Consider the following 24369-nt stretch of genomic DNA (forward strand, 5'->3'; position numbering starts at 1 on the left):
ACAATTCCGTGGTACGAGCAATTCACTAACGGCATCATTTCACCTTTGACTTGAAACCCGGTTTCCCGGATATCTCACCCTTTTTTCAACTTTGCCTTGAAACCCAGCTTCCCGAGGTATCTCATCTGACCCAAGGGTCCCTGCGGAACATCGGCGCCACCCGCTCGAAGCACATTCGACACGTGGTCGACGCAGCTGTTCGTACGTTCGTCATACGCCTCAAACGTCTTCTCGATCTGAGACTGCTGATAGGCAATTGCAGCTTTTGCGTCAGGCAACGGAACCTCGGCAGTATGCAGAATCGGGTCGCCGGTCATGGCGCGTCTGCGCTTCTCGTTCACGATCTTCGTGGTTCCAGCTTTGCTGTCCGTCATCTGATGCGTGTGAACCGACAAATAGCCGCTCTCCACCTCGACCGTATAATGCCCGGTCTTCGAACCGGTGTCATAGTGCCGGATGATCGCCTTGCCGCCGCACGAGCAGCATGGATCTTCGCTCAACCCCAGCGGATCGACCCATGCGGTCGGCGCAAGAACATAGCGATATTGATTGACGCCGCCCAGCAGGCCGATGGGATCGGCGCTGACATAGCGGGCCGTCGCGGCATCGTAATAGCGATGACGGTTATAGGCGAGCCCTGTTTCATCGTCCAGTTGCTGCCCCTGGAAGCGAATCGCGTTTCGCACCGCGTGCCCGGATGCGCGCGAGACGCGTGAAATGATTTCCTTCGCTTCACCCCATGCCTTGTACGTCGCTTCCCACACAACCTCGCCAAGCTCGTCGGTCAGCATCAGTGGCGTGCCGACCTGGTCGCAATGGTAGTAATACAAGTGTGCGTCCGCCTTCGAAACCGGAACCCGTTGCAACGGATCGTCTTCGGGTGCGTAACGCGCCGAGCCGTCGCGCGAGGGCGTCGGTATTCCGCCGACCGGTAAGCTGACGTACTGCGCAAGCGGCACGAAGGAGCCTGCTTCGTACACATAGTGCGTGCTGCGCTCGTGGTCGCTCTCATAGGCGAGCCGGTTGCCATCCCAACCGAATATCGTTGCGATCCCGTCGACTTCCTTCGCGATCCGTCTCCCTGCCGCATCGTAGAAATAGCGCGCATCGGTTTGTCGCGTCGACGTTTCAATTCGTGCACGAACCAGCCGGTTGAACGCGTCCCACTCGAAGCGCTGCGTACCGTCCGGTGTGCGTTTCTCGACGACGTTCCCTTGCGGGTCGTAACTGAAATGCGAACCGGCATATTCCCTGAGCAGGTTGCCGAGAACTTTATGCACTTCAGGGGGCAACGTGCTGACGGACCGAACCGGGCTCGGCGGTGCCTGCGTGCGCGCATGTTGCGGGCTGCCTGCATCGATCAGGTTGCCTGCCGGATCGAAGGCGAAGCGCTCGGCTCCGCCGTGTCCGGTCGCTTCGATCAGCCGTCCGACCGGATCGTATCGATAGTCGAACAGACCTTGCCGGCTGTCCTCGATATGGGCGATCTGGCTTGTGGCATCGTAACGATAATGCCGGGCCATCAACGGCGCGGGTGCCTTCTCTCGATGGAGGGTCTGGCGCAGCAAACGTCCTGCCGAGTCGTATTCGGTCCGCTGCTCGAGCTTGCTCGCGTAGGTTCGATGGACTTCGCGATACAAATCATCACGTTCGAAATGCACGCACTCTTCGTTGTCGAGCAACATGCCATGGACATGCCCCGACCCATAGGTGAGCCAGTCGATCTTGTGCCCATCCGGTCGCACCGTGCCGATACGCGTGCCCAGTTCGTCGTAAGTGTGATGCCAAACGTAGCTACGCTGCTCGCCGAAGAGATCGTGTGCATGATGCTCCCGCACAAGATTTCCCGCGGGATCGAAGAAATGCTGGACACGGCTGCAGGCATTCTGCGCGTCGACGAGCCGCCCGAGCGCATCATATGCGAAGCGCTCCTCGTTACCATCGCATGCGCGTCGCGTGAGCCTGCCCCCCCGATCGAATTCGACCTGCGTGATCTTCCCGGCTACATCGATGGTCGATACATAGCCCGTGTCGTCACTGTAGACATAGCGCGTTTCCGTCCCGTCGAAGCCGACCGTTTCGAGCAGCCGGCCAACGGGATCGTACTTGCACTGGTAGCTCACATGGTTCGAATCGGTCAACCGCACCAGCCGTCCGAGGCGGTCATAACCGTAACTCAGCGTATTCCCGAGCGCATCGGTCCGCACCGCGACTCGGCCCGCAACGTCATAGCCGTAACGCGTGGTACGCTCCATCGGGTCCGTGACGGCAAGCAGACGCCCCTCGGCGTCATATTGAACACGCTGGACGCCGGCGGCGGTACAAATTGCTTCGAGCCGTCCATTGCCGCCGTACCGGTACGCCGTTGTTCCTCCTGACGCATCCGTCGTTTCGGTCAGCCGGCCTTGCACATCATAGGTCCAGGTCGTCGTCTTGCCCGAACAGTCTGTATGTGAAATCAACCGGCCCGCGTCGTTGTATGCCATGACCTTGACCCCGCCCTTGGCGTCGGTCACTTCAATCGGCAAGCCTTGCGCGTTATAGCTATACGTCGTCTTGTATCCGAGCGGATCGGTTTCGACCGCGACGCGGCTCGCATCATCGTATTCACGCAGCCACACCGCGCCTTGCGGATCGACGATCCTGACCATGTGGTCTTTTTCGTCGTAGTCCATCTCGATGACGCTCCCGTCGACACGCACATGCCGTACGAGGTTGTCATGCCCGTTATAGGTCATGCGCTCGACGCCGCCGTCCGGGTAGGTATGTTGCACGAGATTGTGATAAGCATCCCGATACATCCATTCCTCGCTGCCGTCCGGATGAACGATACGGAACGTATAGCCGTTCAGGTCGTAATAATGCTTCGTCACGTTGCCGAGCGCGTCCGTGACGCTGACCATCCTGAAGTCCGGATGCCATGCAAGCCGCGTATCGAAGCTGCCGTCGTCCGCATACTCGCGGACGCACTTCGATCTCGGCTCCGTGCCGTTCCATTCGAGGTTCATCGCACGGCCGGTTCGATCCGTATAACGTGTGATGAGGTGATGACGATACGCGTATTCGCGGCGATCTCCATTCCGGTCGATCGCCGCGACGAGATCACCATCTGCGCTATACGTATAGCGTGCCAACGTATCGATACGCTTTCCGTCGGCGCCATGATGCGTCGCTTCGACGATCCGGCCTTTTTCATCGTAACGGAAAGCAACGACCGCAGTCGGCACAATCAAGCGGGTCAGTCGATGATGATCGTCATAGTCGAGCGTAACCTGGTTGCCGGACCGATCCTTGACGAAGGCAAGGCGAAACGCATCGCCGCGCTTTTCGTACGCTTCAAGCAGCTCATGCCCACGAGTCAACGTAATCCACGTGTCATCGAGTCGCATCAGCGTCAAGCCTTCACTCCGGTCGACATGGGCGTCGCCGGGCGCAAGCTGCGGATAGTCGATGCTGCGGCCTGTCGCGTCGTGGTAGGTCAATTGATCCTGACGCACGTCGATACGCGTCGTATATGACGTGATCCAGCGTGCGCCAAGTTCTCCATGCAGATCGTTGGCGTCGAAAAACGATCGATAGGTCCGCGTCCAGGCAATGGGAAGAACGCCGGGCACGGTGAAATCGTGATGCTCGAGCCGCTCGTCGCCCAACGCGAAACCTATCGAACGCTTCGTTGCGACCGGCGGTGAACGTAACGGACAAGCGACCTTGCTGTCATTCGGTCCCGGATGTTTCGCCGGCTCCGTATGCCGAACCGTTTCCGACTGCCCCTCTCCCTCGTGACGATGAACTTTCGTCGTTCCCTGTTCCTTGATCCCCGTCGAATGCACCTTCTGCTTGCGCAGCACGTCTCGCTTCTTCTCGATCGCGACCTGCACCAGGTTGATCAGCCAGCCGATCTTGCCCGCCTCGACACCGCCCAGCGCTAGAATCTTCTCCTTGACCACCGGCACCATCGCGCGCAGCGCCTTGGCCATCTTCAGCAGCGGCTCGCGATACTTCAGGTCCAGCACCTTTGCCGCCTGCGTGCCGGCATTGATCACGCCCTTCGCCTCGATCTTCACGAAGTCGGCGATCAAGTGGCCCAGGCTCGAGAACGTCTTGCCCGCATCATGCGCGGCGAATCCCGCGGCAATCTGGCCCGCATGCCGTTCGGCCGCGCGGACGTTGTGCGCGGCGCTGAGCGGCTTCTCGCCTGCGACTTCCTCGAACAGGTGCGCGAACCCGATCATGAACTTCTCGATGTACTCGGCGCAGGTCTTGAGAACGCTGTTCAGTTCCTTCTTCACGCCATCAACGAAGCTCTGGATCTTGCCGGCGAACTGCTCGCTCAAGCTGTCGATCAGTGCCTGCAGCAGCGCCGTCTGCATGACCTGCAACGACGCCTCGCCGATCGCCCTACCGCTCTGCACGAGCTTCTGCCGCACCAGCTTCATGACCGGTCGCATGCCCATGCGGAACTGGGCCGTGCCGAGCGGAACCGGAACGACGCCGATCAGGTCGAGGCCGAGGTTCAGATAATCGAATACGTCGGGATTCCGGCCGCTCTGACCATGCTCGACCATGTCCTTGATATCGAGCACGAGATCGACCGCCGCCATGATGTTGGCGACCACCGGCAGCGAGCTGGCGACCATCTTGAGCCGCTCGATGGTGATGAAATCGTGGCTGATGCCGCGCAGCCAGCGGTCACACGCCGTGATGCCGGCATTGACGTCGACGGTTTCGATCTGCAGCAGCGGTGCGACGTAAACCTCCGTCGGCTTGGGAAGAATGACACCCGAAGAATCGGTCATGGCGGTTCTTTGATTCGAAAGTGTGTTGTCGCGTCCGACGCGAACGGATCGTCAGAGAGAGATCAAGGCAGGCACGGCGCCGCGTGCCGCTTGCGCAAGCGCGCCGACCTGCCTTGCGGCAGCGCCGAGCTGGCTCGCCTGCGCAAGCGCTGCGCTCGCGCCTGCCGGCAATGTCTGGGCGAGCGCGCCTTGCGCAAGGCTCATCGCCTGACCACCCAATGCCTGCCCGATGCCGCCTTGCACAACCTGACCGGCAACACCGGCCAATTGCGTCGCACCCGACACCGCGCTCATCGCGCCCGATGGCAGCGCCTTGGCGAGCGCGCCTTGCGCGAGGCTCATCGCCTGACCGCCCAAAGCCTGCCCGATGCCACCTTGCGCAACCTGACGGGCAACACCGGCCAATTGCGTTGCACCCGACACCGCGCTCCCCGCGCCCGGCGGCAGCAGACCACCCAGCTGCGACATCGCGGTCGCGGCCGTGTCGGCCGCCTGCGCAGGCTTCGCAGGCCATTGCGCCGTCTTGAACACGCTCGACGAATCGTATTGATTGCGCGGATCCTCGCCGAACTGAACCTGCGCAGCACCGGCCGGCAGGCCGCTTACGATCGTGTGCCCCTTTGCGTCGAGCGCGCCTTCGCGCAACACGCCGCCGTTCGCATCCAGCACTGTGAACTTGCCACCCTTGAAACCCTCACCGTTCGCATACTGATGCAGCAACTCCAGCTGCCCCGGCTGGTCCGGCCGCGGGCTCGGCAGCGGATACCCCATGCTCGCCGGCCCGCTGAACGCGTGCGATGCGCCCTTTACGTCGATCTTCCCGGGCGCATGAATCTCGATGGCCCCGCCCTTTAGCCGGATATATGCGCCACCGCTCGTCAGCAGGATCTCCTGATCCGCGGCGATTTCGATCTTCTCCGTTGCCGACAGCAGCTTGACGCTTTTCTGCGCAGTCACTTCGATGCTGTCCGACTGCGCCTGGATCTCGACCTTGCCTTTACCGGCGAACAGCTTGATCCCTGCGTTCTGCACGAACAGGCTCAGCTTCTGCCCGATGCTCGCCAGCAGCGACTTGCCCGCCGCAACGTGCACGCTCCGTCCGCTGGCAATATTCACGTGATCGTTCGCCGCCACGTGCACCGACTGCTGCGTCGACATCCCGATGCCCGACGGGCTGCCGAACAGCATCACCGGCTCCTTGAACGCGTTCGCGTTGCCGGTGCCGCCGCCCGCCGTGCGTCCGCCCGACGCGCTGCCCGGCACGCTGTCCTGCGTCGCATCGGTGAACGCGCGCAGCGCTTCGTGCGCGTCCTTCAGGTTCTCTGCCTGATGCTGTTCGCTGGCGCCCGACAGCGCCTCGACGAGGCTCTCCGCGTTCACGAGCTGCTGCTGCGCTTCCTTCACGTCGAGCGGCTGGCTGTTCGGCGCTTTCGGGTGCGTCGTCACGTACAGGCCCTGGCTCGCGCGCACTGCGCCATACGCATCCGAGCGCAAATCGAACCCGCTGCCGAGATATGACCCGCGCGTGTTGCCGTTCTGGTCGATGAGGTAGCCGAGATGCAGCAGGCTGTTCGCGCTGCTGCTCATCAGCTGCACGCGGTTCTGCCCGGTCGCGTCGTCCATCACGAGCTGGTTGTAGCCGCTGCCCGAATACTCTTTCGACCGGTACCCGGACAGAATGCCGTCGCTATGCCATTGCGGCTTGGTCGCGCCGTTGTACACGCGGCCCACCGCGAGCGGCCGATCGCAATCGCCGCCGACGTAGTCGATCAGCACTTCCTCGCCGATGCGCGGAATGTGCACGCCGCCATAGCCGCCGCCGGTATCCGATTGCACGACGCGCACCCAGCACGACGCGTTCTCGTCGCCCGGATTCACGCGATCCCAGACGAACCGCACGCGAATCCGGTTCAGCGCATCGGTATAGACTTCCTCGCCCTGCGGCCCGACGACGATCGCCGTCTCCAGATGCATTACCGGCTTGTGATGCTCGAACGGGCTGCGGTACGGGATGCTCGCGCGCTGCGCCTCGACCTCGACGAGATAGAAGCCGACCGAGCCGTCGCCGTGCAACGCCTGAAACGCGGAGATATCCCGATACCGCGCGCGCATCCGGTCAAGCTCCTGCCCCAGGCTGTGCGGAAAGTGCAGACCGCCATCCGATACGGGCAAGTTGTTCTCGATCCACCAAGCAACCTCGATCGTCGCGAATTCCCGCTGGTCGGCGGAATCGCGATCGTGCCCGGGATGATCGGACAACGTGAAACGCCGCCCCGCATCGATGCCGCGCACCCCGCCGACGCCGTGAAAACGCTTCGCCCTCGATTCCCATTCCTCCATCCGGACCTTCGTCAGATGGTCGCCGCGGGTCTGATCCAGATACGTGTAAGCGCCCGTGTACTCGTAGACCTCGAGCTGGTCGGGCAAGGCACCCTGGCCCGGCATCGTCGGCACGTTGGTGCCTTTCGGCGCCGTGGGCAGCGACGGGTTCTTGTAGTCGAAGGTGCGGGTCGACAGTGCGACGCTCTGCAGCGTGCGCGTACCCGACCATTGCGTGAACGCGTCCGCCTCGCTGTCGGCGCCCCCGCGATAGAAACGCACGGTTTCCGGCGACAGCGGCGCGAACGCCTGCAGGTTGTCGGTGATCACGAGCGTGTGCGACTTGCCGTCGTCGGCCTGCTGCCACGCGCAGTAGAGGCCTTCGTCCTCCATCAGCCGGTGCACGAAATGCCAGTCGGTCTCGTGCTGGCGCGTGTACGAACGGCTCGGCAGCGGGTTCGACAGCGCAAAGCGGAACCGGCCGCGCGCTTCCGGGTGCATGTCCAGCACATCGGCGATGATCTCTTCGACACTCTTGTCGATCCAGATCTTCTGGTCGCGGCGAAACCGCAGCACGTGCATCCAGGGGCGCAGTTCGATCTGGTAGGTCGTCAAACCGCCGTTCGCGCCAAGCCGGCGCGCGGTGTAGAGGTAGCCGCTCACGGGCCGGTACGATCGGTCCGCCTGCTGAATCCAGAGCGTCGCCGGCTGGGCGATCAGCTTCTTGAGTTCGAGACCGCCATCGGTCGACATCACGTCGAGCGTGAATGAATAGTCTCGCCCGATCCGCGATCGTCCCACCGCCCGCTGTACCACGAGCGCGTCCGCGCCGAGCGGCGAGTCGAACTTCAGCAGGCGGTCCTGCTGAATCAGGCCGCCGCGAATCGCGGCGGCGATATCCTGCATTCGCATAATGCGGCCCTATTTTATTTCAGCACCCTCGGATGGTGTCTGCTGCCCTGCCGCGCGAGATTCTACAGTCGAATCAGCACGCTGAAGTAAATAATCGTCAATCGGTGGTTCGGCATTGCACAGTGTTTTCGCACCTGCTTGCGCCGGATATCCACAATCGGAATCCCGCTGGGCCGATCACTTGCCGTTTAAAGCAGACGGCATTCAGTTCGCGCGAATATCGGTCATGCGGCACGTCGTCAGGTCGCCCTCGGGCCGGACCGAAGGTCAACTTGCTCGCCGTAGCCTTGGGGAACATGAGAATGGGGATCAGCGAATCACGTGCACGGTTCCATCGAACCGCAATTCGATACTCAAGCGCTGCTGGCGCGGGATGGGTGCTCGCGACATTCAGCCCCGACGACTTCGCAACCGGTGGCATGTATGTCCGCCGTCCCCGCGTGCTTCCGGGCCTGCTTGCGGTCATGGGCCCACAGTGTTCCGCGTCTTCGATGCACGGGTCACAGCCATGGCTCCGGACTTGTCCAACGGTTTTGACTCGCTGTGTATATATACGTAGTGATAGTTAACAAGCCGTGCACCGCGCTGTGGATAACCGGCCAAACACCCTGAAAAATCAACGCGATGCGGAATTCATAACCGGACGCGACTCGCGTGCAAAGTTCTGTGGAGCACAGAACAACTTTTGAACCGATTCGCGGGTGTCACAGATATCCTCAATCGTTCCACTGTGAATCCAGAGGCTTCCGAAGCTGTTATCCAGAAGCGCGTGTGGATAACCTTGCAGCAAGAACGCGCTTCCCTGTGCATCACAGCGCATCGAGTCCGTCGCGCTCGCGAATCCACGACGCCCCTTCACGCCGACCGCCGGCGACGCGACCACATCGCGCAACGATGCTCGACCAGCGCCCCACCCCCCGATCCAAAAAATTTGCCTCGAAACACTTGTGCTCCGCACCAACCCTGTCTATAATCTGCGGCTTCTTAGGCTCGTAGCTCAGCTGGTTAGAGCACCACCTTGACATGGTGGGGGTCGTTGGTTCGAGTCCAATCGAGCCTACCAACGCACAATAGAAGGGGTCCGGCAGCGTGCATTGCCCACAGGCAACGCAGCTCGCCAAACGATCAGACGCCGCGCGGCAGGTCCGCGCGGCGTTTTTCTTTTAGGCCGTCTTACGCCGAGCGCAGCGCATGCAGCCCCAGCGCCAGCGCGTTGAACGGCATCTCTCCCGATCCCATTCCGTAGTTCACGATGTTCGGCGCCGCACGCGGCCGGCTCAGCAGCGCCGGCACGATCCGCTCGCACGCATGGCCGTCGCCGTACGGATTGCTCGCATGCGCCATCTCGTCGTACGCGCTGTCGCTGCCGATCAGCCGCGACGCTTCTTCGACGAGGCGCTCCGCGTCCGTGCCGACGAGCCGCGCGTTGCCGGCCTGGACCGCCTCCGGGCGCTCGCACGTGTCGCGCGTGACGAGCACCGGCTTGCCGAGCGCCGGCGCCTCCTCCTGGATGCCGCACGAGTCGGTGATGATGAAGTGCGCGCGCGACATCAGGAACACGAACGACAGGTACGCGGGCGGCTCGATCACGTGCAGGTTCGCGATGCCGTCGAGCAGCGCGCACATCGGTTCGTCGACGCCCGATTCGCCGTGCAGCGCATAGACGAACTGCACGTCGCGGTGACGGCTCGCGAGGAGCCGCAGCGCATGCCCGAAGCACGCGCGCATGTCGCCGCCGTAGAAGCGGTGGCCGGACACCAGCACGATGCGGCTGTCGCCGGCGACGAACGGATAGCGCTCGACGATCGTGCGTGCGAACGCCTCGTCGCGTTCGAGGATGCGCCGCACGCCCTGCAGCGCGTCGATCAGCGTGTCGCCGCTCAGCACGACGCTGCCGGCCGGCACGCCCTCGCTGAACAGGTTGCGGCGCGCGCGCTCGGTCGGCGCGAAATGCCAGGTCGACACCGCGTCGGTGATGCGGCGGTTCAGCTCCTCGGGCCACGGCGACCAGATGTCGCCGCTGCGCAGGCCCGCCTCGACGTGCGCGACCGGCAGATAACGGTAGAACGCCGCGAGGCTGACCATCAGCGTCGTGATCGTGTCGCCGTAGACCACCACGGTGTCCGGATGCAGCCGGTCGAATACGTCGCCGACCGCATGAAGCAGGCCGGACGTCGCGTCGGCCTGCGCGTGGCCCGCATCCGTCAGGTTGAGCGCGTAGTCGGGCGTGATGTCGAACAGCGCGAGCAGCGGGTCGAACGTCTCGCGCCGTCGCACCGTGACGCAGACCTTCGCGTCGATGTTGCCGTGAGCCCTCAGCGCGCGCACGAGCGGCGCCATCCCGGCCGCCTCCTGGCGCGAGCCGAGCACAAACAGGAATTTCCGCATATCGAACCTCGAATTGCTCCCTGATTCGTCCTGGCGCGGGAGTCTGCCCCGCGCGCAAGCACGGGTGAACCGGTGGCGCAACACGGCCGGCGGCATGCGGGATGATGCAAATTTCAAACCAGCCGCTCCGCATCCGGCGGCCGCGTCGTGCGGCGTGTTCGGCCGTCGCGCCGGCATGACGGAACGTTGCACACGTGATACGACGCGCAGCGCGCGCCGGGCAGGCGCGACGCGGCAATCGGCGCGTGTCCGCTGACGAATGCCGGATGATCGAGCGTCGGCACGACTGCTGCTTCGGCAGTGCGCGAGACGCGACACCGCAGGCATCGGCGACCGTTGCGCGCGCATGGGGATTTTCCCCATGCCGGCACAGGCGACGTGCGGCCGGAGCGAAATGTTGCGTCCATGAAACGGGCATTCGGCGCCCTTTCCGCGGCCGTCTCGCGACGGCAACCGGTGAGCCGCATGCAGGCGCGCGCCGAACCGTTGCGGCACTGCGCACAAGGCGCGGCGAAGGCGTGATGCCGATGACAGCTCCTGCAACGGACGTTCCTCGGGCCGCGCACACGGCTGATACGCCGATGAATCAAAAACCTGTCGACCGTGTATCCCGGGTCTCGGCTGAAACGCAATCTCACCTTGCCGGACGGGGCACGCCGCAGGATGGCTCGGCCTTTGCTTCGGATGGGCTGTGCCACGTCCCAACGCTTGAACGATTCGCTGCAAATACCGGGACGGTTGAATGCGACTGACACGAGGCCGGGGGGCGGTGTGAGCGGTCGGTATCGGCAGCGCCGTGCGCGGAAAGCGGCGTCGCGGATCGATGCGCGCTCCACCGGCTCCCGTTGAATGCTGTACGTCCGCGACGGCGATCCCGGCGCGGACACGGGGACGAACGATGAAGGACTGTCGGGCAGGTTCGCTCTGCGTCGACGACGTGTTGCTGGTCGCGCTTGCCTGCGCGCTCGCCGCATGCGATGCGGCGCTGTCGTGCCCGGCCTGCCGCGATTTCGTCTTCCCGCCGCCGTATTGCGCCGCGTGGCTGTGGCTCGCGGCGCTGCTCGTCTGCGCGCGCAACGTGCGTGCGCTGCCGCATTGCCCCAACCGCTTCCTGCTTGCGTCGCCCTGCCCGCCGCCGGCCTGGCACGTCGTCGCGGGCGCGATCTGCTGCGACCGGTTTTCGCGTGCGTGTGCGTCAGGCGCGCCGCGCGCCCTCGCCGCTTCCGTCGATCCGCCAGCACCGCCCGTCGACGACGGCCATCTTCGCGAACCCGCTCCACCGCGCCGCAACGCGAGCCAGCACGGTCGCGACGCCCGTCGCCTCGTGACGCGCGCCCCGCCCGGCCGGCGCGCGGCCTCGCATGCGAGCGGCTGTGCGCACGGCGCACGCGCGTGTCGCACACCGGGCCGGCCGCTGCCGTGCCGCGTGCTGCTGCGCCTGCTGCCGCTGGCCGCGACCGCGCCGCCACCGTCGCCCTGCGCCGGTCACGGACCATCGGACGGCTCGCTGCCGCACGCCGCGCGGGCGCATCGCGCCACTGCTCACCAGCATCACGACGGCCGCGGCCGTCATCGCGAATCGTTTCGCCTGCGCGCCGAGCGTCCATGCGCGCGGCACCGCTCACTTCACTGGAGGTAACGCGTATGTGTGGGATCGTCGGCGCGGTCGCGCAACGGAACATCGTTCCGATACTGATCGAAGGCTTACGCCGCCTCGAATACCGGGGCTACGACTCGTGCGGCGTCGCGACCGTGGTGGACGGCGCGGCGCGCCGCGAACGCAGCGTGTCGCGCGTCGCGGATCTCGAAGCGCACGTGCTGAGCGCCGGGCTTTCCGGCAGCACGGGCATCGCGCACACGCGCTGGGCGACGCACGGCGCGCCGGCGACCTGCAACGCGCACCCGATCTTCTCGCGCGACGAAATCGCGCTCGTGCACAACGGCATCATCGAGAATCACGAATCGTTGCGCGCGCAACTGTCAAGCGAACATTATGAATTCGACGGCCAGACCGACACCGAGGTCGTCGCGCACCTGATCCACAGCGTGTATCGCGGCGACCTGCTCGCGGCGGTGCGCGACGCGACTTCGCAACTGCACGGCGCGTATGCGATCGCGGTGTTCAGCAAGTCGGAGCCGCAGCGGCTCGTCGGCGCGCGGGTCGGCTCGCCGCTCGTGGTCGGGCTGAAGGACGGCGAGTGCTTCGTCGCGTCGGACGCGCTCGCGCTCGCCGGCATCACCGACCGCTTCATCTTCCTCGAGGAAGGCGACATCGTCGAGCTGACGGCCGGCCACGCGCGGATCTTCGATCGCGACGGCGTGCAGGTCGAGCGCCCGGTGCAGACGGTGACGTCGGGCGACGCCGCAGTCGAGCTCGGCCCGTATCGCCACTTCATGCAGAAGGAGATCTTCGAGCAGCCGCGCGCGGTCGCGGCGACGATTCCCGATGCGGGCCTGTTCGATCCCGCGGTGTTCGGGCCGGACGCGCGGCGCATCTTCGAGCAGATCGACAACGTGCTGATCCTCGCGTGCGGCACGAGCCATTACTCGGGGCTCACCGCGCGCCGCTGGCTGGAGACGATCGCGCGGCTGCCCGCGCAGGTCGAGATCGCGAGCGAATACCGCTACAGCGACGCGCTCGCGCTGCCGAACACGCTGGTGGTCGTCGTGTCGCAATCGGGCGAGACGGCCGACACGCTCGCGGCGCTCAAGTACGCGCAATCGCTCGGGCATCCGGACACGCTCGCGATCTGCAACGTGCCGACCAGCGCGATGATGCGGCAGACCAGCCTGCGCTTCCTCACGCGCGCGGGCCCGGAGATCGGCGTCGCGTCGACGAAGGCATTCACGACGCAGCTCGTCGCGCTGTTCATCCTGTCGGTCACGCTCGGGCGGCTGCGCGGCTGCGTCGACGACGCGCAGCTCGCGCGCTATGCGACGCAGTTGCGGCGCGTGCCCGACGCGCTTGCCGACGTGCTCGCGCTCGAGCCGCAGATCGAACGCTGGGCGGAGGAATTCGCGCGCCACGAGAACGCGCTGTTCCTCGGGCGCGGGCTGCATTATCCGATCGCGCTCGAAGGCGCGCTGAAGCTGAAGGAGATCTCGTACATCCACGCCGAGGCGTATCCGGCGGGCGAACTGAAGCACGGGCCGCTCGCGCTCGTCACGCACACGATGCCGGTCGCGACGATCGCGCCGAACGACATGCTGCTCGAAAAGCTGAAGTCGAACATGCAGGAGGTGAGGGCGCGCGGCGGGCAGCTATATGTGTTCGCGGATGCCGATACGCGCATCGACAACGGCGACGGCGTGTCGGTGCTCAGGATGCCGGACTACTACGGGCTGCTGTCGCCGATCCTGCACGTCGTGCCGCTGCAGTTGCTCGCGTATCACGCGGCATGCGTGCGCGGCGCGGATATCGACAAGCCGAGGAATCTGGCGAAATCCGTGACGGTCGAGTAAGGGGAGGGACGTTGCGCGGCCGGCGTCACGGCGCGCGCAACGCCGTCAGTTCGCGATCGAGCTCCTGCCAGATGCTGCGGAAGATGCATCGGCGGCGGCAGATCGCGCGCCGGCAGCGGGCCTCGAAGCGGCTGAACGCGGACGCCTGCTGCTGGTCGAGCCAGACGGAGATCTCGCGGATCACGTCTTCGTCGGCGAACGCGAGCCACACGGGCGGGATGGGCGTCAGCAGGTTGCTGCCCAGCACCGGCGCGACTTCGTCGAAAAACGCCGCTTCCAGCGCGGCGTGCGACAGGTTCGGGCAGCGCTTGCGCAGCGACGCGGCGATGTACGCGTAATCGACTTCGTTGTCGACGAACAGGTCGGACATCACGACCCAGCAGTCGTGCCGTTCGCGGAGGTCGATTGCGGTCGTCATGCTGCGTGCATCGTCCCGTCGAGCGTCGTCGTCGCGGCCATTCTCGACGCGCCCGACCGGCGCCGTCAACCGTTTTGCTTGCTAGAATCAGGCGCCCGACGCAGCGGCCGCGCCGCCTGCCGCTCGATTGCGGGTGCAACAGAACAACAACGCGCATCGCGCCCGACTGAGAGCACGCCAAGCATGGCCGACATCAATACCAAGACTTCCAACCGCATCGCCGCATGGCGGGCGCAGCGCGTCGTCGCGACGCTGATCGCGAGCCTGCTGCCCGCGGCCGCCGCGCACGCGAGCGGCGACATCGACTGCTTTCCGGGCGCGACGCTGCGCTACGACTCGTACACCTGCGCGGGCGTGCCGTTCCTGAGCCCGGCCAACGACACGCGGATCAACGCGATGCTGCTGATGGCCGGCAGCGGCAAGCTCGCTCACGCGTTCCCGAGCCCGGCCGCCGTCGCGCCGGCGGACCGCGCGGCACGGCTCAGCGTGCCGTTCTGGTATGACTTCTCGGGATGGATCGACATCGGCCAGAAGGCGACGACGATGCAGGTCGCCGACGGCACGCAATCCGACACCTACGCGGACGGCGAGGGCGGCATTTGCCGCAGCGCGTCGTCGGGCACCACCGCGTTCAACGACGCGCTGGACGCGGCGAAGGGGCTCTCGGGCGACGATGCGGCGCGCCTGCGCGCGGCCCGCGCCGACATGGTGAAAGCCTGCGCGCCGGGCGCGAACGCGGCAGGGGCGGGCTGGGCGAAGCCGGCCGGCCTTCAGTCGCCGCTCGGCCAGCAGTTCGCAACCTATCTCGACGGCGCGCACGCGTTCTATGCGGGCGACTTCGCCGTCGCGGCCACCACCTTCGGCGGCCTGCGCGACAGCGCCGATCCGTGGCTGAAGGAAGCCGCGCTGTACATGGTCGGCCGCGCGCGGCTCAACGTTGCGCAGGCCGGCGCATTCGGTTCCAGCAATGACACGATGAGCCCGGACCGCGTCGACAAGGCCGCGCTCTCCGCCGCCGACGCGGCGTTCCGCGACTACCTGCATGCGTATCCGCACGGCCGCTATGCGGCGTCCGCGCTTGGCCTGCAGCGGCGCATCGCGTGGCTCGGCGGCGACACGCAACAACTGGCCGCGATGTACGACAACGCCTTCTCGACGTGGTCGCCGGCAGCGTCGAACGTCCCGCTCGGCCAGCTCGCGAACGAGCTCGACAGCAAGATGCTGATGTCGCTCGGCGACGATACGAGCCGCATTCAGTCGCCCGCCGTGCTCGCGCTCGTCGACCTGACGCGCATGCGGTCCGCGGACACGGTGTACTGGAGCGACCGCAAGCCCAAGCCACTGACGCTGAACGAGCTGCGCGCGCAGAAGCCGCGCTTCGCCGCCGCGCCGGCGCTGCACGACTACCTGCTGGCGGCGTACCACGTATACGTCGACAAGCAGCCGCAACAGGCGCTCGCGCTGCTGCCGTCGTCGCCCGGCGCATCGCTCGATTACCTCGCCCTCAGCCAGCAGACGCTGCGCGGCTTCGCGCTCGAGGACAGCGGCCAGCCTGCAAAGGCGCGGCAACTGTGGGAACGGCTGATTCCGCTCGCGAAATTTCCGCTGCAGCGCGAGGCGCTGGAGCTTGCGCTCGCGATCAACCTGGAGCGGGCAGGGCAGATCGCGCCGATGTTCGCGGAAGGCTCGCTGATCCGCAGCCCGGCGATCCGTTCGATCCTGCTGCAGCACGCCGCCGACGCGGACCTGCTGCGCCGCGAGGCGCAAAACCGCTCGGGCGACGCGGTGCTGCGCGAGATCGCGCTGGCGACGCTGCTGTACAAGGAGCTGACGCGCGGCCGCTACGCGGCGTTCCTCGACGACCTCGCGCTCGTGCCGGCCAGGCCGTCGGACGCGTTGAAGTCCTACGTGCAGAAGGGCGGCGTCGGCGACGCAAGCTATGCGTGCCCGTCGATCCGCGACGTCGCCGCAACGCTGAAGCAGACGCCCGACGATCCGAAGGGGCTCAATTGCATCGCCGAATTCGTGCGGCGCAATCCGCCCGTCTATGGCGGCGACGACCCGTTGTTCGGGCTGTCGCCCGCGAACCCGCGCATGTGGGCGTCGAAGAAAGACGGACCGCCGTCGCTCGGCAGCGCGCCGTCGCAGTTCCCGGGCCGCAACTACGCGCGGATCGACAGTTACCGGAAGGTGATCGGCAACGCGCAGGCGCCGGCCGACGATCGCGCGTATGCGCTGTATCGCGCGGTCCGCTGCTTCGCGCCGGCGGGCTACAGCGAATGCGGCGGCAACGACATCCCGACCCGCACACGCAAGCAGTGGTTCAACACGCTGAAGGCGGCGTATCCGCGCAGCAAGTGGGCGCAGTCGCTGCAGTACTACTGGTGATGCGCGGATGACGTACCGCCGCGGCGTCAATGCAGATGCCGCAGCTTGTCCGGATTGCGGACCACGTAGATCGCCGCGACCTTGCCGTCCTGGATCTCGAGCGCGGTCGTCTGCAGCTCGCCGTCGGCCTCCAGCGTGACGAAGCCCGGCAGCCCGTTGATGAAGCCCGCGCGCACGAGCGTCGACGCGTTCTGGCGGAACAGCGCCGCGAGATATTCGTGGACCTTCATCACGGGCCCGAAGCCGAACACCGGTTTGCCGGCCGCCGAGCGCTTGCCGCCGCCGTCCGCATGCAGGCTCACGTCCTCGGCGAGCAGCGCGCCGAGCGCGCGCATGTCGCCGCTGCGCGACGCCGCGAAGAACGCCTCGGCGATCTCGACGCCGCGCTGCTTCTCCACGCGAAAGCGCGGCCGCGCTTCGCGCACGTGCGTGCGCGCCCGCGCGGCGAGCTGCCGGCACGCGGCCGGCTCGCGCCGGATGGTCGCGGCCACTTCGTCGAACTCGAGGCCGAACACGTCGTGCAGCAGGAACGCCGCGCGCTCCAGCGGCGACAGGCGTTCGAGCGCGAGCATCAGCGGCAGCGTGACGTCCTCCTGCTCGTCCTCTTCGACGACAGGCTCGGGCAGCCACGGGCCGACGTAGGTCTCGCGCTGATGCCGCGCGGATTTGAGCTGGTCGAGGCACAGCCGCATCACCATCCGGCGCAGGAACGCCTCGGGCACGCGCACCTCGCCGCGATCGACGTCCATCCAGCGAATGAACGCCTCCTGCACGATGTCCTCGGCATCGGCGACCGAGCCGAGCATCCGGTAGGCGACGCGCACGAGCAGGCGGCGCAGCGGGTCGAAGCTCGCCGCGGCGTCCGTTGCGTTCGTTGCCGCGGCGGGATCGCGCTCCGGCGTCATGCCGCGGCCTGCGCGGCTTTCGCCGCGGCCGGGTCGACCCACAGGCCGAAGCCGATGGCGAGCCGGTTCCAGCCGTTGATCACGTTGATCATCAGCGTGAGCTTCACCTGTTCCTCCTGCGTAAAGTGGTCGTTCAGCGCCGCGTACGCCTGCTCTTGCGTGTGGCCTTCGGAGAGCCGCGTGAGCGCGTCGGTCCAGCCGAGCGCCGCGCGTTCGCGGTCGGTGTAGCAGGGCGCTTCGCGCCACGCGGACAGCAGGTACAGGCGTTGCTCGGTCTCGCCGTTCGCGCGCGCTTCGGCGGTATGCATGTTAATGCAGTTCGCGCACGCGTTGATCTGCGATGCGCGGACCTTGACCAGCTCGATCAGCGTCGGCTCGAGGCTCGCGGCAGCGGCCAGCGACGTGCTCATCCAGTTCTTCATCAGCGACGGGGCGGCGGCGAACGGGTCGAGTTTGGCAGTCATGGTTTCATCTCCTTGGGTTGGGTTTCGATGACATGACGAGCGAGCCCCCCGCGTGTGTGACATGCGCGCAAAAAATATTGTGCGGCGTGCGTGCGGCTGCCGATCTTCCGACGATTGCGGCGTCACATGATCGTCACGATCGGGCCGCAGGCGACCGGATGCGCACGCAAGCGTCGCAACGACGCAGGCTTTCATTCCACTTGCGTCGCCGTTTCATTCCAATCGCAGGTCGCGACATTCACATTTCTGGGCCATACTGCTCTGCACGGGCGGACGAATCGACGCCGCATCGGTGGTCCTGCCCGTCGCAGCATCGAAGGTCGCACGTCAGTCGCGCGCACCGAGCGCGGGGCTTTCTTTTCCGGCAACGCAGCTAATCGCGACGTGGACGGTGAACCGATGAGCCTCCTTGCATCCCAGCTTCAGCGCCGCTACCGCGACGTTCGCGCGCACAGCGTCGAGCTGACGGCGACGCTGTCCGCCGAAGACCAGGCCGTGCAGTCGATGCCCGACGCGAGCCCGGCCAAATGGCATCTCGCGCACACGACGTGGTTCTTCGAGACGGTCGTGCTGTCGCGCCGCGTCGCGGGCTATGCGCCGTTCGACGACGCTTACCGCTTTCTCTTCAATTCTTACTACGAATCGCTCGGCCCGCGCCATCCGCGGCCGCAGCGCGGGCTGCTGACGCGTCCGTCGCTCGACGAGGTGCGCGCGTACCGCCATTACGTCGACGAAGCGATGCTGGCGGCGATCGCGAACGCGGATGCGGCGCTGCTGGAAGCGATCGCGCCGGAGATCGAGCTCGGGCTGCAGCACGAGCAGCAGCACCAGGAGCTGATCGTCACGGACATGCTGCATGCGTTCTCGTGCAATCCGCTGCGGCCGGCGTTCCGGCCGCGCGACGGCGCGAGCGGCGTCGAGCACGCAACGACCGGCGCGCCGCGCTGGCTGCGCCAGCCGGGCGGGCTCGTCGAGATCGGCCATGACGGCAACGGCTTTTCGTTCGACAACGAGCGGCCGCGGCATGCGGTGCTGGTGCAGCCGTACGAGATCGCGGATCGCCTCGTGACCAACGCGGAGTTCGCCGCGTTCGTCGCCGACGGCGGCTACGCGCGCCCCGAGTTCTGGCTGTCGGACGGCTGGGCGACGGTCCAGCGCGACGGCTGGCGCGCGCCCGTGTACTGGCTCGACGGCGACGCCGAAGCGGCGCCGCGCGACGCGCCGCACCGCGCATGGCGCGCGTTCGGGCTGCATGGCGTCGAGCCGCTCGCGCCCGCTGCGCCGGTGTGCCACCTGAGCTTCTACGAAGCGGCCGCGTATGCGGAATGGGCGGGCGCGCGGCTGCCGACCGAATTCGAATGGGAAGCCGCATACGGCGCCGACGGCGTGCGGCAGATGACGGGACATGTGTGGCAATGGACGCGCTCGTCCTACGACCCGTATCCGGGTTTCCGGCCGCTCGCGGGCATCGCGGCCGAATACAACGGCAAGTTCATGGTCGGCCAACTGGTCCTGCGCGGCAGCAGCATCGCGACGCCGCCGGGCCACGCGCGGCCGACGTACCGCAACTTCTTTCCGCCGGCCGCGCGCTGGCAGTTCACGGGAGTCCGACTTGCGCGAGACGTCTGACCTGACGGCCACGAGCGGTGGCCTGCAATCCGCCCGCGATCCGCGGCCCGTCGCATTCGAGCGCGACCTGATCGACGGGCTGTCGCGCCGGCCGCGCAGCATTCCGCCGAAGTATTTCTACGACGCGGCGGGCTCCGCGCTGTTCGACCGCATCTGCGCGCTGCCCGAGTACTACCCGACGCGCACCGAGCTCGGCATCCTGCGCGCGCACGCGACGGAGATCGTGCGGCGCGTCGGCCCGCACGCGGACATCGTCGAGTTCGGCGCGGGCTCGCTCGCGAAGATCCGCATCCTGCTCGATGCGTTTTCGGCGGAGCGCGCGCCCGCGCGCTACGTGCCGGTCGACATTTCCGCGGACTACCTGCACGAGGCGGCCGCGCGCCTGCGCGCCGCCTATCCGTGGCTCGACGTCGCGCCGATCGCCGCCGACTACACGAAGGCCGAGCAGCTCGCCGCGCTGGCGGCCGAGCCGCGTCGCCGCATCGGCTTCTTTCCCGGCTCGACGATCGGCAATTTCTCGCCGGACGAAGCCGACACGTTCCTGCGCGACGCGGCGCGGCTGCTGCGCGGCGGCGCCTTGCTGGTCGGCGCCGATCTCGTGAAGGACGAAGCCACGCTGCACCGCGCGTACAACGACGCGCAGGGCGTGACCGCGGAGTTCAACCTGAACCTGCTCGCGCGCGCGAACGCCGAGCTCGGCGCGGATTTCGATCTCGACGGCTTCGCACATCACGCGTTCTACGATCCGCAACGGCAGCGCATCGAAATGCATCTCGTCAGCGTGCGCGCGCAGACTGTGCGCGTATGCGGCCGCACGTTCCGCTTCGACGCCGGCGAGCGGATCCACACCGAGAACTCGTACAAGTTCACCGTCGACGGCTTTCGTGCGATCGCGCGACGCGCGGGCTTCGAGCCCGATGCCGTGTGGACCGACGACGCGCGCCTGTTCAGCGTGCACTGGCTGCGCAGCCCGGGCGACGTTCGTGCGTGACGACGGGCGGCGTCGCAACGCGTAAACGCCCGTTACCAGTCTCGCAGACCCGTAGCACCTGTATCGCCGCCTCCCGCCTACACTCCGAACCGTATTCACTGGAAGCACGTCAAGTGCAGGGAGTCGCGGGATGAACACGAAACTTCTCATCGGCGCCGTTCTCGGTGCAGCAGCGCTCGCGGCGTCGGGCGTTGCGTCGGCCCACGTCGACGTCGCGGTCGGCATCGGCGTGCCGGGCGTCTATGCGTCCCCGCAGCCGGTGTACGTCGCGCCGCCCGTTGCGTATGCGCCGGTCGGCTATCGCTACGACGACTGGCGCGCCCGCGAATGGCGGGAACGCGCGTGGCGCCGTCATGAATGGCGCGAGCACGAGTGGCGTGAACGCGAATGGCGCGATCGCGGCCGCTGGGATTGATACCTGCAGACACGTCGGGCAACCGGCACGACAAGAACCGCGCACGGCAAACGCGCCGTGCGCGTCAGCGTTGCGGCCGTCCCGGCGCGAACGCGCACATCGCCAGCGGCACGACCACGATCGCCGCGCCGGTGAAGAACGTCGCCGGCGCGCCGAAGCGCTGCCAGATCCATCCGGCGATCGCGCTGGCGAGCAGCATCGCGACCCCGCTCGCGAGATTGAACAGCCCGAACGCGGTGCCGCGCCATTCGGCCGGCGCGGTATCGGCGACCATCGCCGCGAGTATCCCCTGCGTGAACCCCATGTGCAGCCCCCACACCGCGACGCCGGTCAGCACCGTCGCGGCATCGGCGCGCGCGCCGAGCAGCAGGTCGGCGGCGATCAGCAGCGCCATGCCGATCGCGAGCAGCGCGCGCCGGTCGAGCCGGTCCGACACGACGCCGACCGGATACGCGGACAGCGTATACGCGAAGCTCATCACGACCATCACCGACGGCACCCACGCGAGCTCCATCCCGGTCTGCTGCGCGCGCAGCACGAGGAACGCCTCGCTGAAGCGCGCGAGCGTGAACGTCGCGCCGATCGCGACGACGTACCAGTAGCGTGCCGAAAACATGCGCAGCGCGCGCCGGTCGAGCGGCGAGCGGAACGGGCTGATGCGGCCCGCCCGCGCGGCAGCGGGCTCGCGCACGCCGAACATCAGCACGGCGAGCGTCGCGAATGCGGGGATCGACGCGAACCACAGCACCGCGCGGATGTGATCCGCGAATACGAACATCAGCGCGATCGCGAGCAGCGGGCCGCCGACCGCGCCGACGGTATCCATCGACTGCCGCAGCCCGTAGCACGCGCCGCGAATCTCGGGCGGGGCGACGTCGGCGACGAGCGCATCGCGCGGCGCGCCGCGGATGCCCTTGCCGAAGCGGTCGACGAGGCGCGCGGCGATCACGAGCCCCGGCCCGTGCGCGAGCGGAAACAGCGGCTTCGTCAGCGCGGCGAGCCCGTACCCGGCGAGCAGCAGCGCCTTGCGGCGGCCGAGCCAGTCGCTGATCGCGCCCGAGAAAATCCGCACGATCAGCGCGGTGGCTTCGGCCGCGCCCTCGAGCGCGCCGAGCGCGACGACGCTCATGCCCATCGTCGTCACCAGGTACACCGGCAGCAGCGCGTGCACGAGCTCCGACGACAGGTCCATCAGCAGGCTGACGAACCCCAGCGCCCACACGGTGCGGGGGATCGCGGGACGGGACGATACGGCGGTGCGCGATTCCATCGGATCTCCGGAATGCGCCGGGCGGGCGCGGTCAGATGAGTGTCGCGCGGGACGGACGGTGTTTCAACTGCCGGCACGCGTGAATTGGTCAGATGAATGGTTGACGAATCCCGCGTTACGAATATTTACAAGGTGAGCATGTCGCGAATCGGCGCGTTCGTACAATGCAATCACCTCAATGCGCTCCAAGGAGCAAAAGATGAAACAACGACGCTTCCTGCCCGCGCTCGCAGCGGCACTCCTCGCGCTCGGCGCGGTCTCGGCACACGCGGCGGCAGGCGGTAACGGCGGTGGCGGCGGTCATGGCGCGGGCGGCTCCGGGGGCAACGCCGGCGGCATGTCGGGCGGCCACATGAGCGGCGAGGCCCTGTCCAACTCGAACGGCATCCATGCCGGCGACCGCGACAAGGGCTTGTCGCGCGCGGCCGACCGCTCGGACACGATTGCCGGTCGCGCAGGCGTGCAGCCGGGCCACGGCCACGTGCACGGCCATACCGCGCACGCGAGCTCGCATACGCATCACTCGAAGCACAACGCGTTCGGCCGCACGCTGTAAGCGTCGTCCGGCACGCACCAAAGCAATGGGCGCCCTCGGGCGCCCATTTCGCATCCGTCGTCAGAAGTTGAAATTGACGTTCGTCTGGCTGGTCGTCGCGTTGACGTTCGTCGATTGCGTCGCACCCGACGCGGCGTCCGCCTCGATCGTGTACTGGCCCGCGGCGGCCGGCGCCGCAGCCAGCGCGACCGGCAGCGAACCCGTGTACGTGCCGACGATCGGCGCGGCGGTCGGCACCGACAGCGCGTAGATGCCCGTGTCCAGGTTTGCGTTGGCCGACGTGATCTCGTAAGCGTTCGCATCGACCGTCTGCAGCGCGCGCACCAGTGCGTTCGCGGTGGGCGTCACGGTGCCGCTGACCGAGCTCATCGTCGAGGCCGGCAGCGCGATCGGCACGTTCGACGTCGACACGGCCGTGGTCGTGTTCACGACCACCGGCACCGAGCGGACGACGCCCGACGCGACGTTGTTCTGCACGATCACGACGTCGTAGTTGCCCTGCGTCGTGCTCTGGACCAGCGGCGACAGCACGAACTTGCCGCTGCCGTCGGCCACCGTGCCGCGCACGACCTTGCCGCCCTGTTCGGCGTACACGGTCGCGCCGGCTTCCGTCGGCGAAACGTAGCCCGAGATCGCGCCGCTCACGATGGTCGGCGTCGCGGTCACGACCGGCTTCAGCGCATACGAGCCGTTGCCGCGCTGCACGACCGACTTGCATGCATCGAAGTCGAGCACGAGATCGACGAGCGTGTTCGGCTGGACCGTGAACGGGCTGATGAGCTTGATGCCGCTTTGCGTCGCGCTCGGCGTCACGAGCGGCTGCTCGGCGCCGCCCGTCGGCACGACCGAGTTCGCGGGCGTGTTGCCCTGGTTCTGCGCGAGCACGAGGCGGATTTGCTGGTACTGGCCGGCCGGCAGCGCGGTCTGGCCGAGGTCGACGAGCGTGCCGTTGGTCAGCGACAGCAGGTCGATCTTCTGCTGCGCCGGCAGCGCGACCGTCGACCAGCCGGCGTCGTTGTCGCCGGCGTTCGCGTTCATGTTGACGCGCACCTGCGACACGGTGACGAACACGTGATCGAAGCCGCACGACGGTGCGTCGGTCATCGCGACGTGCAGCGTGCCGGTCTGCCCGCCGGGGCTGCCGCCGCCATCGCCGCCGCCGCATCCGGCGAGCGCGAGCGAAATGACCGATGCACAGGCAAGCGTCTTAAGCAAGTTGTTCATGGCGAACCCCCTCCTTCAATTCTTGTCAGGGTGCCCGGAGCATAGTGCCGGCCCGTCGCTGCATTTCTTCAAATTTGCAACGAGGCGTAACCGGCTGGCGAAAACGCGGTGCGCGGCAGGCTTTCAGGCAGGCAACGGCACGCAGGCGGATGGAAGGGGGAACCGGTTTTGCGGCGCTGCGACACGCGGGTCGCGGGCCGGCCGAGCAAGGGGGAAAGGAGGGGAAAAGAGC

15 protein-coding genes and 1 tRNA gene are annotated in these 24369 nt (G+C 66.7%); 8 read left to right on the forward strand and 8 right to left on the reverse strand.

What is annotated here, in order from left to right:
• Nucleotides 1–74: 74 nt before the first annotated feature.
• Together KY49_RS22275 and tssI are read right to left on the reverse strand one after the other, a co-directional pair.
• Complete coding sequence (locus KY49_RS22275) at nucleotides 75–4796, reverse strand: RHS repeat-associated core domain-containing protein (protein ID WP_052495760.1); 4722 nt, start codon at nucleotides 4794–4796, stop codon at nucleotides 75–77.
• Between the two features lie 51 nt (nucleotides 4797–4847).
• Entirely contained in the window at nucleotides 4848–8027 is a 3180-nt protein-coding gene (gene tssI / locus KY49_RS22280) for a type VI secretion system tip protein TssI/VgrG (RefSeq protein ID WP_042586643.1), read from the reverse strand.
• Between the two features lie 986 nt (nucleotides 8028–9013).
• On the opposite strand from tssI, the gene KY49_RS22285 reads away from it, so the two are divergent.
• Nucleotides 9014–9090: transfer RNA gene (locus tag KY49_RS22285), tRNA-Val, on the forward strand.
• 110 nt (nucleotides 9091–9200) lie between these two features.
• Here the strand turns inward: KY49_RS22285 and wecB are convergent.
• Nucleotides 9201–10415 (reverse strand): non-hydrolyzing UDP-N-acetylglucosamine 2-epimerase, encoded by a 1215-nt coding sequence (gene wecB / locus KY49_RS22290; RefSeq protein ID WP_042586644.1) that lies wholly within the window; start codon nucleotides 10413–10415, stop codon nucleotides 9201–9203.
• 898 nt (nucleotides 10416–11313) lie between these two features.
• Here wecB and KY49_RS22295 point away from each other — a divergent pair.
• Together KY49_RS22295 and glmS are read left to right on the forward strand one after the other, a co-directional pair.
• Entirely contained in the window at nucleotides 11314–12054 is a 741-nt protein-coding gene (locus KY49_RS22295) for a hypothetical protein (protein ID WP_042586645.1), read from the forward strand.
• A 5-nt stretch (nucleotides 12055–12059) separates the two neighbouring features.
• Nucleotides 12060–13877 carry a glutamine--fructose-6-phosphate transaminase (isomerizing) gene (gene glmS / locus KY49_RS22300; RefSeq protein ID WP_042586646.1) on the forward strand — a complete coding sequence of 606 codons (1818 nt, stop codon included), beginning with the start codon at nucleotides 12060–12062 and terminating at the stop codon, nucleotides 13875–13877.
• Between the two features lie 25 nt (nucleotides 13878–13902).
• Here the strand turns inward: glmS and KY49_RS34630 are convergent, their stop codons facing one another.
• A complete protein-coding gene (locus tag KY49_RS34630) occupies nucleotides 13903–14295 on the reverse strand; it encodes a DUF7079 family protein (protein ID WP_143188332.1) in 393 nt (130 codons plus the stop codon).
• A 183-nt stretch (nucleotides 14296–14478) separates the two neighbouring features.
• Here KY49_RS34630 and KY49_RS22310 point away from each other — a divergent pair, with 183 nt between their 5' ends.
• Nucleotides 14479–16683, forward strand: coding sequence for a hypothetical protein (locus KY49_RS22310; protein ID WP_042586647.1), 2205 nt, complete (start codon nucleotides 14479–14481; stop codon nucleotides 16681–16683).
• Nucleotides 16684–16709: 26 nt separating this feature from the next.
• On the opposite strand, the gene KY49_RS22315 is transcribed toward KY49_RS22310, so the two are convergent.
• On the reverse strand, nucleotides 16710–17588 hold the full coding sequence (locus KY49_RS22315; RefSeq protein WP_042586918.1) for a sigma-70 family RNA polymerase sigma factor: 879 nt from the start codon (nucleotides 17586–17588) through the stop codon (nucleotides 16710–16712).
• Nucleotides 17585–18052, reverse strand: a complete 468-nt coding sequence (locus KY49_RS22320) for a carboxymuconolactone decarboxylase family protein (protein WP_042586648.1) — start codon at nucleotides 18050–18052, stop codon at nucleotides 17585–17587. The genes KY49_RS22315 and KY49_RS22320 overlap by 4 nt, the downstream gene beginning before the upstream one ends.
• Before the next feature lie 399 nt (nucleotides 18053–18451).
• On the opposite strand from KY49_RS22320, the gene egtB reads away from it, so the two are divergent.
• The 3 genes from egtB (at nucleotide 18452) to KY49_RS22335 (ending at nucleotide 21087) form a co-directional block, all read left to right on the forward strand.
• Nucleotides 18452–19681, forward strand: coding sequence for an ergothioneine biosynthesis protein EgtB (gene egtB / locus KY49_RS22325; protein WP_042586649.1), 1230 nt, complete (start codon nucleotides 18452–18454; stop codon nucleotides 19679–19681).
• Complete coding sequence (gene egtD, locus KY49_RS22330; RefSeq protein WP_042586650.1) at nucleotides 19665–20672, forward strand: L-histidine N(alpha)-methyltransferase; 1008 nt, start codon at nucleotides 19665–19667, stop codon at nucleotides 20670–20672. Before egtB ends, egtD begins: the two co-directional genes overlap by 17 nt.
• Before the next feature lie 130 nt (nucleotides 20673–20802).
• The gene (locus KY49_RS22335) at nucleotides 20803–21087 is read left to right on the forward strand and encodes a hypothetical protein (RefSeq protein WP_042586651.1); all 285 of its coding nucleotides are present in this window, start codon (nucleotides 20803–20805) and stop codon (nucleotides 21085–21087) included.
• A gap of 64 nt (nucleotides 21088–21151) precedes the next feature.
• On the opposite strand, the gene KY49_RS22340 is transcribed toward KY49_RS22335, so the two are convergent.
• Nucleotides 21152–22357, reverse strand: coding sequence for an MFS transporter (locus tag KY49_RS22340; protein WP_042586652.1), 1206 nt, complete (start codon nucleotides 22355–22357; stop codon nucleotides 21152–21154).
• Between the two features lie 199 nt (nucleotides 22358–22556).
• Here KY49_RS22340 and KY49_RS22345 point away from each other — a divergent pair, with 199 nt between their 5' ends.
• Nucleotides 22557–22913 (forward strand): hypothetical protein, encoded by a 357-nt coding sequence (locus KY49_RS22345; RefSeq protein WP_042586919.1) that lies wholly within the window; start codon nucleotides 22557–22559, stop codon nucleotides 22911–22913.
• 60 nt (nucleotides 22914–22973) lie between these two features.
• On the opposite strand, the gene KY49_RS22350 is transcribed toward KY49_RS22345, so the two are convergent.
• A complete protein-coding gene (locus tag KY49_RS22350) occupies nucleotides 22974–24137 on the reverse strand; it encodes a DUF4382 domain-containing protein (protein WP_042586653.1) in 1164 nt (387 codons plus the stop codon).
• Nucleotides 24138–24369 lie beyond the last annotated feature (232 nt).

This window comes from Burkholderia sp. MSHR3999, assembly GCF_000833595.1.
In the GTDB taxonomy this organism is placed as follows: domain Bacteria; phylum Pseudomonadota; class Gammaproteobacteria; order Burkholderiales; family Burkholderiaceae; genus Burkholderia; species Burkholderia ubonensis.

Bases quoted from the DNA above. Each gene is read 5' to 3' on its own strand.
- KY49_RS22275 (WP_052495760.1), bottom strand. From the start codon at position 4,796: ATGACCGATTCTTCGGGTGTCATTCTTCCCAAGCCGACGGAGGTTTAC.
- tssI (WP_042586643.1), bottom strand. From the start codon at position 8,027: ATGCGAATGCAGGATATCGCCGCCGCGATTCGCGGCGGCCTGATTCAG.
- wecB (WP_042586644.1), bottom strand. From the start codon at position 10,415: ATGCGGAAATTCCTGTTTGTGCTCGGCTCGCGCCAGGAGGCGGCCGGG.
- KY49_RS22295 (WP_042586645.1), top strand. From the start codon at position 11,314: ATGAAGGACTGTCGGGCAGGTTCGCTCTGCGTCGACGACGTGTTGCTG.
- glmS (WP_042586646.1), top strand. From the start codon at position 12,060: ATGTGTGGGATCGTCGGCGCGGTCGCGCAACGGAACATCGTTCCGATA.
- KY49_RS34630 (WP_143188332.1), bottom strand. From the start codon at position 14,295: ATGACGACCGCAATCGACCTCCGCGAACGGCACGACTGCTGGGTCGTG.
- KY49_RS22310 (WP_042586647.1), top strand. From the start codon at position 14,479: ATGGCCGACATCAATACCAAGACTTCCAACCGCATCGCCGCATGGCGG.
- KY49_RS22315 (WP_042586918.1), bottom strand. From the start codon at position 17,588: ATGACGCCGGAGCGCGATCCCGCCGCGGCAACGAACGCAACGGACGCC.
- KY49_RS22320 (WP_042586648.1), bottom strand. From the start codon at position 18,052: ATGACTGCCAAACTCGACCCGTTCGCCGCCGCCCCGTCGCTGATGAAG.
- egtB (WP_042586649.1), top strand. From the start codon at position 18,452: ATGAGCCTCCTTGCATCCCAGCTTCAGCGCCGCTACCGCGACGTTCGC.
- KY49_RS22335 (WP_042586651.1), top strand. From the start codon at position 20,803: ATGAACACGAAACTTCTCATCGGCGCCGTTCTCGGTGCAGCAGCGCTC.
- KY49_RS22340 (WP_042586652.1), bottom strand. From the start codon at position 22,357: ATGGAATCGCGCACCGCCGTATCGTCCCGTCCCGCGATCCCCCGCACC.
- KY49_RS22345 (WP_042586919.1), top strand. From the start codon at position 22,557: ATGAAACAACGACGCTTCCTGCCCGCGCTCGCAGCGGCACTCCTCGCG.
- KY49_RS22350 (WP_042586653.1), bottom strand. From the start codon at position 24,137: ATGAACAACTTGCTTAAGACGCTTGCCTGTGCATCGGTCATTTCGCTC.